This window comes from Parablastomonas sp. CN1-191 (genome assembly GCF_049354825.1).
Lineage (GTDB): Bacteria > Pseudomonadota > Alphaproteobacteria > Sphingomonadales > Sphingomonadaceae > Novosphingobium.
Genome location: NZ_CP186480.1, coordinates 317,020 through 331,564, shown reverse-complemented (window position 1 = coordinate 331,564; position 14,545 = coordinate 317,020). Strand labels below are relative to the sequence as shown.

Sequence of the window (14,545 nt, the reverse complement as noted above, 5' to 3'; positions counted from 1 at the left end):
CCGGGAGGTTGCACGATCCCGGTGGCAATCGATTACGAACGGAGCGTGCCGCTGGCAAGCCGGGCAACCTATTTGCTGCACGCTGCGCGGTTCATCGTGTAGGCTGCGGATTCACCGCCGCAGGGCGCTCGTCACTGAAAGATTATCATGGACACCGACCAGCCCGCCGCAACACCCAGCCGCCGCATCGCGCTGCTGATCGATGCCGACAATGTCTCGCACACAAAGATTTCCGCGATGCTGGCCGAACTGTCGAAATACGGCACCGCCAACATCCGCCGCGCCTATGGCGACTGGGGATCGAACGGGCTCAAGGGCTGGACCGGCAAGCTGCACGAATTCGCCATCCGGCCGATCCAGCAGTTCAATTACTCCGCCGGCAAGAACGCCACCGACATCGCGCTGGTGATCGACGCGATGGAGCTGCTCTATACCCAGAAGCTCGATGCGTTCTGCATCGCCAGCAGCGACGCCGATTTCACCCCGCTGATCATGCAGCTCAAGGCCAACGGCCACGAGGTCTACGGCTTTGGCGAGCGCAAGACCCCGATGCCCTTCGTCAACGCCTGCACCACGTTTCTCTACCTCGACCGCCTGGGCGAGGAGGAGGACGGCGCCGACCTGCCCGCGCCCAGGCCAGCGCGCAGCCGCAGCCGGGGCGGCGCCAAGTCGCCCGCCAAGGCCGCCGAGACCGCCCAGCCCGCCCCTAAACCCGCCGCCAAGGCCAATGCCGACAAGCCCCTCGCGCTCGACGCCACGCTGGTCGGCGTGCTGCGCGGCGCGGTGGAGGCGACCGCGCACGACGACGGCTGGGCCGAAATGTCCGCCGCCGGCAGCGCCGCCAAGCGCCAGGCGCCGATCGATCCGCGCAACTACGGGGTCAAGAACTTCCCCGCCCTGTTCGAGGCGGTCGGCCTGTTCGACATCGTCAAGGGCGAGCGCGGCCACAGCTACGTCGCCGACAAGCGCAATCCCGATCGCGCCGACGCGCCGCAGCGCTAGCGCCTGTCAGCGCGCGCGCTGCCCGGCCTGGTCGACCACCACTTCGCCGTCCTCCTTGGCAAAGGCACCTTGCTGGGGGGTCGGCAGCAGGTCCAGCACCTCTTCCGAGGGGCGGCACAGCTTCACGCCCAGCGGCGAGACGACCAGCGGGCGGTTGATCAGGATCGGGTGCGCCACCATCGCGTCGACCAGCGCATCGTCGGACAACGCCGGGTCCGCCAGACCCAGTTCGGCGAATTCGGCCTGCTTGTCGCGCAGCAGGGCGCGCGGGGCCATGCCCGCGCGGGCGATCAGTTCGACCAGCAGTTCGCGCGCCGGCGGCGTCTTCAGGTATTCGACCACGTGCGGCTCGATCCCGGCGTTGCGGATCATCGCCAGGGTGTTGCGCGACGTGCCGCACTTGGGGTTGTGGTAGATGACGATGTCGACGGCCATGTGCTGTCCTCCGCTTCGCAGGCCTGTCCGCAGATAGCCGAGGGGGCGGCGCGGACAAGGGCTGTCCTACAGCACCGGATTCGTGACAGGACCGCGTCATGTCCCGCGTACGCACCCCGATCCGTTTTCCTGATCCCGCCGAAGCCCCCGCAGCTCCGTTTGCGCAGGACGGTGTCAAGTGTGTCAACTTGTGTGGACTTCGCCGCTGGCCTAGAGGCGCGCCGACCGTCTGAATCGCAGGAATCCGCTCATGTCCGATCTTAACGCCGCGCCGAAGAAAGTCGTCCTCGCCTATTCGGGCGGGCTCGACACCAGCGTGATCCTGAAATGGCTGCAGGTCACTTACGGATGCGAAGTGGTGACCTTCACCGCCGACCTGGGCCAGGGCGAGGAGCTGGAACCCGCCCGCGCCAAGGCCAAGCTGATGGGCCTGCCCGACGCCAACATCTATATCGACGACCTGCGCGAGGAATTCGTGCGCGATTTCGTCTTCCCCATGATGCGAGCCAACGCCCGTTACGAGGGCGACTACCTGCTCGGCACCAGCATCGCCCGCCCGCTGATCTCCAAGCGCCTGATCGAGATCGCCCGCGAAACCGGTGCCGACGCCATCGCCCACGGCGCCACCGGCAAGGGCAACGACCAGGTCCGCTTCGAGCTCAGCGCCTATGCGCTGGCCCCCGATATCAAGGTCATCGCCCCGTGGCGCGAATGGGACCTCACCAGCCGCACCGCGCTGATCGCCTGGGCCGAGGCGCACCAGATTCCCGTCCCCAAGGACAAGCGCGGCGAAAGCCCGTTCTCGACGGATGCCAACCTGCTCCACACCAGCAGCGAGGGCAAAGTGCTGGAAGACCCGTGGGAGGAAACGCCCGACTACGTCTATTCGCGCACCGTGGACCCAGAGGACGCGCCCGATGCGCCCGAATACATCACCATCGATTTCGAAAAGGGCGACGGGGTTGCGCTGAACGGCCAGGCGATGAGCCCGGCGGCGTTGCTGACCGCGCTCAACGAACTTGGCCGCAAGCACGGCATCGGCCGGCTCGACCTGGTGGAGAACCGTTTCGTCGGCATGAAGAGCCGCGGCATGTACGAGACGCCGGGCGGCGAGATCTATGCCCGCGCGCACCGCGGCATCGAGCAGATCACGCTCGACCGCGGCGCGGCGCACCTCAAGGACGAGCTGATGCCCAAGTACGCGGAGCTGATCTACAACGGCTTCTGGTTCGCGCCCGAGCGCGAGATGCTCCAGGCGGCGATCGATCACAGCCAGGCGCGCGTGAACGGGACCGTGCGGCTCAAGCTCTACAAGGGCATGGCGCAACTGGTCGGCCGCAAGAGCGCCGACAGCCTTTATTCGGAACGCCACGTGACGTTCGAGGACGATGCCGGCGCTTACGACCAGAAGGACGCCGCCGGCTTCATCAAGCTCAATGCACTGCGCCTGCGCTTGCTGGCGCAGCGGGACCGCCGGGGCTGAGGGAGCCTGCGGAAGCTTTTCTCCAACGCAGAATCCGGCCCAATGACGGTGGTTTACGAAGTTGTCCACCGCCGAACCGGCGGTTGTGGATAACTTGCGCATTTTTCGCTTGCCCGACTCGGCTTCGAGGCGCAGCTTCAAGTCATCGGAACGGCGAGACGGCTTCTGAACTTGAAGGGGTAAAACCCGGAAAGCAAAAGAAAAAGTCAATCGGGTTCCGGTCCGTGGGCCTTGCCCGCAGCAGTGTCGGAAAACACGCCTCGCGCGGCCTTCGGGCCAACCCTGGCGAACCGCAGATGCTAGTGAGCGGCATACCCTCGGCAGGTCGGTTTCGAACCGCCTGGGAAAGATTCGGACAGGTCGGACTTCGGTCAGGACGGTACGGGTCGGACAGGATGGCTCGGGACAGACTACGGAACCGCCAGGTGGGATGGAATGGGCTTCGGTCCGGACCTACCACCTGACGGGACCGGTCATTCAAAGCGTGATGGTCTTGGCCGGATCGCTTGGAAACGCCGGCCTCGATGCAGGTGATGAACGCCGGCCCTCGCGGGCCACCGAAAAGTGAGAGACGATACGCCAGGTACGAACTTCGGTTCGGATCGGGTGGGCCCGATGCGACGAGCATCGCGATGCCGGGCACTCACGTGCGCAAGCATGGCGAGACTGTTCGAAACGCATCACCGCGGCCACATCGTCCTGAACGACCTCGGGTCAAAAGGCGGTTCGCCCAAGTCATCGGCACCGTGAACGGCGAGCGTGGGGCTGGCAGCAATGCCGGCCCCATTTGCTTTTGCAGGTCCAGCGCGGCAGACCGTCGCAGCAACGACGTGCGAGGGGGGCCACCTTGATCGAGACCGTCCCGCAGGCAGGCGGGCTTTCCACCGCGGGGCGCGTTCGCGCAATCGTCGCCGGCTCGATGGGCAACCTCATCGAATGGTACGACTTCTACGTCTACGCCTTTACCGCGCTCTATTTCTCCTCCGCCTTCTTCCCCAAGGGCGATGCCACTGCACAGTTGCTCGGCACCTCGGGCATTTTCGCCGTCGGCTTCCTGATGCGGCCCCTGGGCGGCTGGTATTTCGGCCGCCTTGCCGATCGCCGCGGCCGCCGCCGCGCGATGGTTGTAGCGATATTGTTGATGGGCCTGGGCGCGGCGCTGATCGCCGTCCTGCCCGACTATGCGGCGATCGGTGCGGCAGCGCCGGCCCTCCTCCTGATCGGCCGGATGATCCAGGGCTTCTCGACCGGCGGGGAATACGGCACCGCCGCGACCTACCTCAGTGAAATTGCCCCGGCGGGCCGCCGCGGCTTCTTCGCCTCTTTCCAGTACGTCACGCTGATCGGCGGCCAGTTGCTGGCGCTGGCCGTCATCCTGGTCCTGCAAAGCGCGCTGAGCGAAGCGGAGCTGAAGGCGTGGGGCTGGCGCATCCCCTTTGCGCTGGGCGCGGTCGGCGCGGTCGGCGTGATGGTGCTGCGCGCTTCGATGCATGAAACGGCCGCGCGCGCCGCGAACCATCGCGATGCCGGCCTGATCCGCGGGCTGGTGCCGCACTGGCGCGCCTTCCTGACCGTGCTCGGCCTTACGGCCGGGGGATCGCTGATGTTCTACGTGTTCTCCACGTACATGCAAAAGTACCTCGTCAACACGGCGGGGATGGATGCCAAGTCCGCCAACTGGGTGATGACCGCGGTGCTGATCCCGTTCGTGGCGCTGCAGCCGCTGCTGGGCGCGCTGTCGGACCGGATCGGGCGGCGAACCAACATGATCCTGTTCGGCCTGCTGGCAACGGCGCTGACCCTGCCGCTTTTGCGCGTGCTGAGCGGCGTGCAAAGCCCCGGCGCGGCCTTCGCGCTGATCCTGGGCGGGCTGGCGATCAACAGCTTCTACACGTCGGTCAGCGGCCTGTTCAAAGCCGAGCTGTTCCCCCTGCACATCCGCGCGCTTGGGGTCAGCCTGGCCTACGGAATCGGCAACGCGCTGTTCGGCGGCACGGCCGAATACGTGGCGCTCAGCTTCAAGCAAGGCGGCAACGAAGGCGGATTCGCCTGGTACGTCACCGCCATTTGCGCCGTGTCGCTGGTGACCGCCGTGCTGATGCGCGACACCCGCAGGAGCGACCCGCTGACCGACAAGGCCTAGTCCGCGGCGCGAACGACCGTAGCCAGGACGCTGCCTTCGCTCACCTGCCCGCCCGGTTCCGCCGCCAGCCCGGTCACGGTCCCAGGAAAGGGCGCGACCAGCGTGTGTTCCATCTTCATCGCCTCGAGCGTCAGCAGCGGCTGGCCCTCTGCCACCTCGTCGCCCTCCTTGACCGTGACCGCGGTGACTTTGCCCGGCATCGGCGCAACGATCGCGCCATTGCCGGCGCTGCCCCCCGCCTTGCGGCCCTGCCCGGTGCGATTGAAGGTCCATCCCTCCCCCCGGTGGAAGACCACGACGGTGTCGCCGAACTTGCGCGCGTGAAGAAGATCGAAGATCGGCCGGTCGAGCCCATCCATGACGCGCACCTCGCCGCCATGCTCCACTGCAACGCGGCGCTTGCCGGTAGCATTGGCGCGAAAGCCGGACAGCTCGTGCCAGGGCGTGCCGCGCCGAGGCGGCATATTCGCGTCGTAATCGATCATCCACTGCGCCGCAGAGGCCCAGGCCTCATCCGGCACAAAGGCGGAAACCAGGTCGCCTAGGCTCCGTTCGATAAATCCGGTATCGACGTTTCCGGCCACGAAATCGGGATGCGCGAACAGGCGCGTCAGGAACCCGGCGTTCGATTTGACCGGCCAGACCGTGGTGGTGGCGCACATGTCCTCGGCTTGCGCCGCGGCGTCCTCGCGGCTGGCGGCGTGAACGATGATCTTGGCGATCATCGGATCGTAGAACGGGCTGATCGTGCTCCCTTCCTCGACCCCGGTATCGACGCGAGCATGGCTGGACACGTCGAATTCGCGCAGCGTGCCGGTGCTGGGCAAGAACCCGGTGGCCGGATCCTCGGCATAAAGGCGCGCCTCCATCGCCCAGCCGTTGATAGAGAGTTCGTCCTGGCGGCAGGGCAGCGCCTCGCCGCTGGCCACCCGCAACTGCCATTCGACAAGGTCCTGACCGGTGATCGCCTCGGTCACCGGATGCTCCACCTGCAGGCGGGTGTTCATCTCCATGAACCAGATGCGGTCGGCGCGCAGGCCCTCGCTGGCGTCGGCGATGAATTCGATCGTGCCGGCGCCTTCGTAATCGACCGCCTTTGCCGCACGCACCGCGGCGGCGCAGACCGCCTCGCGCGTCGCCGCGTCCATGCCCGGCGCAGGGGCCTCCTCGATCACCTTCTGGTGACGTCGCTGAAGCGAGCAATCACGCTCGAACAAGTGGACGACGTTGCCGTGGCTGTCGCCGAAGACCTGGACCTCGATATGGCGCGGCGAGAGGATGTACTTCTCGATCAGCACCCGCTCATCGCCGAAGCTCGACGCCGCCTCGCGCTTGCAGCTTTCGAGCATCTCCAGGAATTGCGCGGCGTCGTCGACGCGGCGCATGCCCTTGCCGCCCCCGCCCGCCACCGCCTTGATCAGCACCGGATAGCCGATCGCATCGGCCTCGGCCTTGAGGCGACGCGGCGCCTGGTCCTCGCCCAGGTAGCCCGGCGTCACCGGTACGCCGGCCGCTATCATGCGTTCCTTGGCGGCATCCTTCAGACCCATCGCGCGGATCGAAGCGGGCTTCGGGCCGACCCAGACCAGACCCGCGTCGAGCACGGCCTGCGCGAAGTCGGCGTTCTCCGACAGGAAGCCGTAGCCGGGGTGAATGGCCTCGGCCTCGGCAGCTTTTGCCGCGGCGATGATCTTGCTGCCCACCAGGTAGCTTTCGCGCGCCGGCGAGGGGCCGATATGAATCGCCTCGTCCGCCTCGCGCACATGCAGCGCCTTGGCATCGGCATCGGAATAGACCGCGATCGTGCGGACGCCCATCGCCCGCGCGGTGCGAATGATCCGGCAGGCGATTTCGCCGCGGTTGGCGATGAGAAGGGAACCGATCATCGCATCACATCCGGAACACGCCGAAGCGCGCTGCTTCGGGAATGGGCGCATCGAGGCAGGCGGCGAATGCCAGCCCCAGCACGTCGCGCGTCTGCACCGGGTCGATCACGCCGTCGTCCCACAGCCGCGCGGTAGCATAATAGGGGTTGCCCTCGTCCTCGTACTTCTGGCGCACCGGCGCCTTGAACGCCTCGGCCTGCTCGGGCGTCCAGTTGCCCGCTTCGCGGTGGACCGTGGCCAGCACGCTGGCCGCCTGCTCGCCGCCCATTACGCTGATGCGGGCATTGGGCCAGGTGAACAGGAACCGCGGGCTGTAGGCGCGCCCGCACATGCCGTAATTGCCGGCGCCGAAGCTGCCGCCGATCAGGACGGTGATCTTGGGGACCTGCGCGGTTGCCACGGCGGTCACCAGCTTGGCGCCGTGTTTGGCGATGCCTTCGGCCTCGTACTTGCCGCCGACCATGAAGCCCGAGATGTTCTGCAGGAACAGCAGCGGCGTGCGGCGCTGGCAGGCGAGCTCGATGAAATGCGCGCCCTTTTGCGCGGATTCGGAGAACAGCACGCCGTTGTTGGCCAGGATCGCCACCGGCATGCCGTGAATGCGGGCAAATCCGCAGACCAGCGTGGTTCCGTAAAGCGCCTTGAACTCATGAAAGGCGCTGTCGTCGACAAGCCGGGCGATCACCTCGCGCACGTCGTAAGGTGCGCGCACGTCGTCGGGAATGACGCCGTAAAGTTCACCGGGATCGTGGCGCGGCGGCTCGGCCTCGGACACGTCCAGGGCGTGCGGGGCTGGCGGCGGCAGGGTGGCGATGATGTCGCGCACGATCGCCAGTGCGTGATCGTCGTCCTGCGCCAGGTGATCGACCACGCCCGACTTGCGCGCATGCAGGTCACCCCCGCCCAGGTCCTCGGCCGTGATCTCCTCGCCCGTCGCGGCCTTGACCAGCGGCGGCCCGGCCAGGAAGATCGTGCCCTGGCCCGCCACGATCACGCTCTCGTCGCTCATCGCCGGAACGTAGGCGCCGCCCGCGGTGCAGCTGCCCATTACGCAGGCGATCTGCGGGATCTGCCGGCTGCTCATCTGCGCCTGGTTGAAAAAGATGCGGCCGAAGTGATCGCGGTCGGGAAAGACCTCGGCCTGGTTGGGCAGGTTAGCGCCGCCGCTGTCGACCAGGTAGATGCACGGCAGCCGGTTCTCGAGCGCGATTTCCTGCGCCCGCAGGTGCTTCTTGACCGTCACCGGGTAGTAGGTGCCGCCCTTCACCGTGGCGTCGTTGGCCACGATCATGCAGCGCCGTCCCGACACCAGCCCGATGCCCGCGATCATGCCGGCACCGGGAACCTCGTCGTCATACATCCCGCCCGCGGCGAGCTGCCCGATCTCGAGGAACGGCGAGCCGGGGTCGAGGAGGCGTTCTACTCGCTCGCGCGGCAGCAGCTTGCCGCGCGCCGTATGGCGCTCGCGCGACTTTTCGTTTCCGCCCAGCGCCGCCTTGGCCACCCGCGCGCGAAGGTCGTCCGCCAGGGCGCGGTTGTGCGCCGCCCGGGCGCGGAACTCCTCGCCATCGGTGGCGAGCTTGGTGCCGAGAACGGGCGCGCTCATGCGCCAAACCCCTTCACTGAGACGCGCCGATCAATTCGCGGCCGATCAGCATCCGGCGGATCTCGTTGGTCCCCGCCCCGATGTCGAGCAGCTTGGCATCGCGCATAAAGCGCTCGACCGGCCAATCCTTGGTATAGCCCGCGCCGCCAAGCGCCTGGACCGCTTCGAGGCTGACGCGAACGGCGTTTTCACTGGCCAGCAGAATTGCGCCGGCGGCATCAAAGCGCGTGGTGCGGCCCGCGTCGCAGGCGCGCGCGACCGCGTAGACGTAGGCACGCGCCGAATTGAGCGCGACATACATGTCGGCGACCTTCGCCTGCATCAGCTGGAACGAGCCGATCGGCTGCCCGAACTGCTTGCGGTCGCGCACGAAGGGCAGGACTGTGTCGAGGCACGCCTGCATGATACCAAGCTGGATGCCCGCCAGCACCGCACGCTCGTAGTCGAGCCCGCTCATCAGCACCGCGACGCCGCCGTGAAGCGGACCCATGACGTTGTCTTCAGGCACTTCGCAATCGTCGAACACCAGTTCGGCGGTGGGCGATCCGCGCATCCCCATCTTGTCGATCTTCTGGCCGATGGAAAATCCGGCCATGCCTTTTTCGATCAGGAAGGCGGTGATGCCGCGGCTCCCCTCGCCGGTCTTGGCATAGACCACCAGCGTCTGGGCATACGGCGCATTGGTGATCCAGAACTTGGTGCCGTTAAGCACCCAGCGGTCGCCGCGCTGCTCCGCTTTCAGCTTCATCGAGACGACATCCGAACCGGCGCCGGCCTCGCTCATCGCCAGACTGCCGACATGCTCGCCGCTGATCAGCCCGGGGAGGTACTTCGCCTTCTGCGCATCGTTGCCCCAGCGGCGGATCTGGTTGACGCACAAGTTCGAGTGCGCGCCGTAGCTGAGCCCGACGGAGGCAGAAGCGCGGGCGACTTCTTCCTGCGCGATGACGTGCTCGAGGTAGCCGAGGCCAAGACCGCCCCACTCTTCCTCGACGGTGATCCCGTGCAGGCCGAGCGCGCCCATTTCGGGCCACAGCTCGATCGGAAAGCGGTCTTCCGCATCGATCGCGGCGGCAAGCGGCGCGATGCGGTCCGCCGCGAAGCGGGCGGTCGTCTCGCGGATCATGTCGGCCGTATCGCCGAGCGCGAAATCGAAATCGATCATCAGGTCCTCTCGTTCACGTCCCGCTCTAGCCAAGAGCGCACGCGAAGCAAAATTGCAATCGAACGCACGATCCTGTCAGCGGTCAGACCATCGCCATCAGGCTGGCGTTGCCCCCCGCCGCGGTGGTGTTGATGGAAGTCGAGACTTCCTCGACGAGCCAGTCCAGCCGGGGCTTGCCCGCCTGGGTCAGCACGATCGGCCCCGGCAGCGCCGCGATGCGCGGCAATTGGCGCCGCAGGACTACCGCGTCCCCCTCCACCAAGGCGCCGGCATAGGGACCGGCGGCGGCCGGATCGTCGACCCGGCGCGCAAAGACGGGCAGTCCGGCGATCTGAAGGTGCGGCGCGAATACGACCGCGCGGTTGCCCGTCGCCTCGACCGCGGCAAGCTGGGCGGCCAGGCCCTTGTCGCTCCGGGCCAACAGCAGGATGTCGCCGCGCGGGTGCAGCGCGTAAAGATTGCGTTCGCCGACCGGGCCCGGCAGCTCGGTAACGGTGCCGGGCCGGCACGATGCCGGGGCCACCAGCGGCGCGTGGACCAGGCGGCCGAGATACAGCGGCCCGCCCGCTTTGGGTCCGGTCCCGGAAAGCCCGCGCCCTCCGAACGGCTGCACGCCGACGACCGCGCCGATTACGTTACGATTGACGTAGACGTTGCCCGCCCGCACCCGCCCGGTGACGTGCGCGATCGTCTCGTCGAGGCGCGTATGCAGGCCGAAGGTCAGGCCATAGCCGGTCGCGTTGATCGCATCGATCAGGGCGTCGAGCCCGCTGCGGCGAAACCGCATGACATGGAGGACCGGTCCGAACACCTCGCGTTCGAGCTGATCGACCCTGTCGATTTCGATGATGGTCGGGGCGATGAAGGTGCCGGCGCCGGCTTCGGGCGGGAGCGCGACCTGGGTCACACGGCACCCCTTCGCGCGCATCGCCTCGATATGGCGTGCGATGCCGGCCTGCGCGTCAGCGGTGATGACCGGGCCGATGTCAACCGCCAGACGGTCGGTCCGCCCGACCGACAGCTCGGCCAGCGCGCCGCGAAGCATCGCCAGCGTTCGGTCGGCGATATCGTCCTGCAAGCACAGGATCCGCAGCGCCGAACAGCGCTGCCCGGCGCTGTCGAAGGCCGATGCCAGAACGTCGGCGACAACCTGCTCGGCCAGCGCCGAGCTGTCCACGATCATCGCATTCTGCCCGCCGGTCTCGGCGATGAAGGGGATCGGGTTGCCCTGCGCGCCCAGCCGCTTGGCAAGCTCGCCCTGGATGATCCGCGCCACCTCGGTCGACCCGGTGAATAGCACGCCCCCCGTCTCCGCCGCGGCCACCAGTGCCCCGCCGACCGCGCCATCGCCCGGAACGAGTTGCAGGACGTCGCGCGGAACGCCGGCTTCATGAAGGATAGCCACCGCCTGCGCCGCGATCAGGGGCGTTTCCTCGGCCGGTTTCGCCAGCACGGCGTTGCCGGTGACCAGCGCGGCGGCGACCTGCCCGGTGAAGATCGCCAGCGGGAAGTTCCACGGGCTTATGCAAGTGACGACGCCAAGCGGCGCCTGGTCCGTCATCGTTGCCCGCGCCTGCAACGCGTAATAGCGCAGGAAATCGAGGGCCTCGCGCACTTCGGCGATAGCGTTGGGCAGCGATTTGCCTGCCTCGCGCATGATCAGGCCGAGCAGGTCTTCCATCCGGGCATCAAGCAAGTCCGCAGCCCGCTCGAGGCAGGCGGCGCGGGCATCGACCGCGGTGGCAGCCCACGCCGGCGCGGCGGCGCGCGCCGCGGCCGCCATGGCGGCGGCCTGCTTCGTCGTCACCTCCACCACGGTGCCGACGCGGTCGCCGTGGTCGGCGGGATTGAGCACGGCACGCCCCCCGCCCGTATCTTCACCCCCGGCGTGCCAGTCCCGGCCCGCGCTGGCCTGGAGCCGCTCGGAAACGTCCGCCAGGACGCTTTCGTCGGCCAGGTCCAGCCCGCGCGAATTGCGGCGGCCGGGATAGAGGTCGGCGGGCAACGCGATTGCCGGGTGCGGCGCACCCGGATCGGGCATCGCACGCACTTCGGCAACCGGGTCCGCGACCAGCTCCGCGATCGGCACAGCTGGATCGCCGATGCGGTTCACGAACGAGGAATTGGCGCCGTTTTCCAGCAGGCGCCGGACCAGGTAGGCCAACAGCGTCTCGTGCGTGCCGACGGGCGCGTAGATGCGGCATGGCCGGCCAAGCTTGTCCGTCCCGACGACCTCGTCGTAAAGCGGCTCACCCATGCCGTGGAGGCACTGGAACTCGTAGTCGCCGACCGTGAAATCGGGACCGGCCAGCGCGTGGATCGTCGCCAGCGTCTGGGCATTGTGCGTGGCGAACTGCGGGAACACCGCGTCGCGCGCCGTCAGCAACCTGGCCGCGCATGCCAGGTACGAGACGTCGGTGTGGACCTTGCGGGTGAAGACCGGGAAATCTGTCAGTCCGTCGACCTGGGCCCGCTTTATCTCGGCATCCCAGTAGGCGCCCTTGACCAGCCGCACCATGATGCGGCGGCCGCTGCGGCGGGCAAGATCGACGATCCAGTCGATCACGAACGGGCAGCGCTTGCCATAGGCCTGGACCACGAAACCCAGCCCGTCCCACCCGGCCAGCGCCGGGTCGTTCGCCAGGCTTTCCAGCAGGTCGAGCGAGATCTCCAGCCGGTCGGCCTCCTCGGCATCGATGTTGAAGCCGATGCCATAGCCTTTCGCCAGCGCCGCCAGCTCGGAAAGCCGCGGCAGCAGTTCGTCCATCACCCGGCCGACTTGCGCGCGGGTATAGCGCGGGTGCAGCGCCGAAAGTTTCACCGAGATGCCCGGCCCGGCGTAAACCCCGCGCCCGGCGGATGCCTGCCCGATCGCGTGGATCGCGCGCTCGTAATCCTTGTAATAGCGCGCCGCGTCTTCGGCGGTCGTCGCCGCCTCGCCCAGCATGTCGTAGCTGTACTGATAGCCCTTGGCTTCAGGGCCCCGCGAACGTTTCAGCGCTTCGGCAATCGTCTCGCCGGTCACGAACTGCTCGCCCATGAGCCGCATCGCCATGTCGACGGCGCGGCGAATCACCGGCTCGCCGGCGCGGGCGATCAGGCGGGTCAATGCCGCCGACAGGCCGCTGTCGTTGACGCTGGCGGTCAGCTTGCCGGTGACGACAAGGCCCCAGGTCGCTGCGTTGACGAACAGCGAGCGGCCGTCACCGACATGGGCTTTCCAGTCCCCCGGCGCGATCTTGTCGCGGATCAGGGCATCGCGCGTGGCGGCGTCGGGAATGCGCAACAACGCCTCGGCCAGGCACATCAGGGCGACGCCCTCCTGGCTCGACAGCGCGAATTCGTGAACCAGCCCTTCTACGCCCGAACCGCGCGGCTTGGCGCGCAGCGCGGTGACTAGCGCGGTCGCGGTCGCCTGGGCGCGGGCAGTCACATCGGACGGCAGCGCCGCCTGCTCCAGCAGCGCCGCAACGCAGTCGCGCTCTGGGCGGCGAAAGGCGGAGGTGATGGAACGGCGTAGCGGCGCTTGCGGGCGGACGGGCGGAGCGAAGGCGGCGAAGGGCGTGGTCGTCATGCCGGCACGATAACATCGATGCTTGCGCCCGTTCGCCCATTATTGCAGCCTATCCGCGGCCATTCGAACCGAAAATGCCGTCCTATGCAGGCCTGAAGGACCGGAAAATGAGCAATCCCGTCACGATCGACCCGCCCGATCGCAGGATCATCGCCGCCTTGCGCGAAAACGGCCGTCTCTCGGTTGCCGAACTCGCGCGGCGCGTCGGCTTGTCCAAGACGCCGTGCCAGGTCCGACTCAGGCGCCTGATCGACGCCGGCGTGATCCGCGGCTTTCGCGCCGAGGTCGATCCCGCGATGCTGGGCCTCGATCACGTCGCCTTTACGGAGGTCAAGCTGTCCGACACCCGCGAAGCCGCGCTCGAAGCGTTTCGGGTCGCGGTGCTGCGCATTCCCGAGGTCGAGGAGTGCCACATGATCGCCAGCCACTTCGACTATCTGCTCAAGGTCCGCACTGCCGACATCCGCCGCTACCGCGAGGTGCTGGGCGAACGCATCTCCGCGCTGCCGCACGTCGCCAGCACGTCCACCTTCGTGGCCATGGAAACCGTGCGCGACGGGCATTTCTGATCGGGAATGGTAGCGGAGGAGGGACTCGAACCCCCGACACGCGGATTATGATTCCGCTGCTCTAACCAGCTGAGCTACTCCGCCCCAAGGGGCTGCGACCGGCCTCGGCGGCCTTCGCAGGCGGCGCACATAGGGGGCAAGGCGGGCGTGGTCAACCGCGCGTGTCGGCGCTGGCGCGGCCGCGGAAAGGCCAGATGCCGACAGCCTCCCAGTGCGGGCCGTGGTAAAGGTGCAGGCCAAGCCCGGTGAAGGCGAATCGGCGCGGCATCAGCATCGGCCCGAGTTCCGCCTGGAGGGCGCGCGCCGCCTCGGCGCTGACCTTGTTCTGGACCGTGATGTGCAGGACCTTGGTGCCTTGGTCCTGCGCGGTCAGCATCGTTTCGAAGCGATCCGCGATGCGGCCGCGCAGCGCGCTCATCCCGTCGCTGCGCAGCCGTATCGCGGTCCCCCCACCCAGCTTGAGCAAGCCGTCGACCTGCGCCTGCGGGGGCGCGTATTCGCCCGCCAGCGCGGCCGCCATCGCGCGCAGTTCCTCGCGCAGCGACGGCGCAAAGGCGTGGAACAGCGTGACATGGGCGGCAAGGTGATTGCGCTCTGGCGGGAAGTGCGCCTTCCTCAGGCCGTCTGCCCAGGCGAACACGTCGCCCGGCAGCTCGGCCGTGAGGATGTAGGGCTGCGGCAC

10 protein-coding genes and 1 tRNA gene are annotated in these 14,545 nt (G+C 67.7%); 4 read left to right on the top strand and 7 right to left on the bottom strand.

The features are described from left to right. Positions 1–147 precede the first annotated feature (147 nt). Positions 148–1,002 (top strand): NYN domain-containing protein, encoded by an 855-nt coding sequence (locus ACOYW6_RS01675; RefSeq protein WP_423142100.1) that lies wholly within the window; start codon positions 148–150, stop codon positions 1,000–1,002. Between the two features lie 6 nt (positions 1,003–1,008). On the opposite strand, the gene arsC is transcribed toward ACOYW6_RS01675, so the two are convergent. Then, positions 1,009–1,437, bottom strand: coding sequence for an arsenate reductase (glutaredoxin) (gene arsC / locus ACOYW6_RS01670; RefSeq protein WP_423142099.1), 429 nt, complete (start codon positions 1,435–1,437; stop codon positions 1,009–1,011). 250 nt (positions 1,438–1,687) lie between these two features. On the opposite strand from arsC, the gene ACOYW6_RS01665 reads away from it, so the two are divergent. Together ACOYW6_RS01665 and ACOYW6_RS01660 are read left to right on the top strand one after the other, a co-directional pair. Then, the gene (locus ACOYW6_RS01665; protein ID WP_423142098.1) at positions 1,688–2,920 is read left to right on the top strand and encodes an argininosuccinate synthase; all 1,233 of its coding nucleotides are present in this window, start codon (positions 1,688–1,690) and stop codon (positions 2,918–2,920) included. A 919-nt stretch (positions 2,921–3,839) separates the two neighbouring features. Beyond that, a complete protein-coding gene (locus tag ACOYW6_RS01660) occupies positions 3,840–5,063 on the top strand; it encodes an MFS family transporter (RefSeq protein WP_423143033.1) in 1,224 nt (407 codons plus the stop codon). Here ACOYW6_RS01660 and ACOYW6_RS01655 read toward each other — a convergent pair. From ACOYW6_RS01655 to putA, 4 genes are all read right to left on the bottom strand, one after another. Further along, positions 5,060–6,949 (bottom strand): acetyl/propionyl/methylcrotonyl-CoA carboxylase subunit alpha, encoded by a 1,890-nt coding sequence (locus ACOYW6_RS01655; RefSeq protein ID WP_423142097.1) that lies wholly within the window; start codon positions 6,947–6,949, stop codon positions 5,060–5,062. The genes ACOYW6_RS01660 and ACOYW6_RS01655 overlap by 4 nt on opposite strands. A gap of 4 nt (positions 6,950–6,953) precedes the next feature. Continuing rightward, complete coding sequence (locus ACOYW6_RS01650; RefSeq protein WP_423142096.1) at positions 6,954–8,555, bottom strand: carboxyl transferase domain-containing protein; 1,602 nt, start codon at positions 8,553–8,555, stop codon at positions 6,954–6,956. A gap of 13 nt (positions 8,556–8,568) precedes the next feature. Then, entirely contained in the window at positions 8,569–9,720 is a 1,152-nt protein-coding gene (locus ACOYW6_RS01645; RefSeq protein WP_423142095.1) for an isovaleryl-CoA dehydrogenase, read from the bottom strand. Between the two features lie 82 nt (positions 9,721–9,802). Further along, positions 9,803–13,294 carry a bifunctional proline dehydrogenase/L-glutamate gamma-semialdehyde dehydrogenase PutA gene (putA, locus tag ACOYW6_RS01640; RefSeq protein WP_423142094.1) on the bottom strand — a complete coding sequence of 1,164 codons (3,492 nt, stop codon included), beginning with the start codon at positions 13,292–13,294 and terminating at the stop codon, positions 9,803–9,805. A 107-nt stretch (positions 13,295–13,401) separates the two neighbouring features. Here putA and ACOYW6_RS01635 point away from each other — a divergent pair, with 107 nt between their 5' ends. Continuing rightward, positions 13,402–13,863 carry an Lrp/AsnC family transcriptional regulator gene (locus ACOYW6_RS01635; protein ID WP_423142093.1) on the top strand — a complete coding sequence of 154 codons (462 nt, stop codon included), beginning with the start codon at positions 13,402–13,404 and terminating at the stop codon, positions 13,861–13,863. A gap of 7 nt (positions 13,864–13,870) precedes the next feature. On the opposite strand, the gene ACOYW6_RS01630 is transcribed toward ACOYW6_RS01635, so the two are convergent. Both ACOYW6_RS01630 and ACOYW6_RS01625 read right to left on the bottom strand, forming a co-directional pair. Further along, a tRNA-Met gene (locus ACOYW6_RS01630) sits at positions 13,871–13,947 on the bottom strand. Positions 13,948–14,014: 67 nt separating this feature from the next. Beyond that, on the bottom strand, positions 14,015–14,545 hold the full coding sequence (locus tag ACOYW6_RS01625) for a 2'-5' RNA ligase family protein (RefSeq protein ID WP_423142092.1): 531 nt from the start codon (positions 14,543–14,545) through the stop codon (positions 14,015–14,017).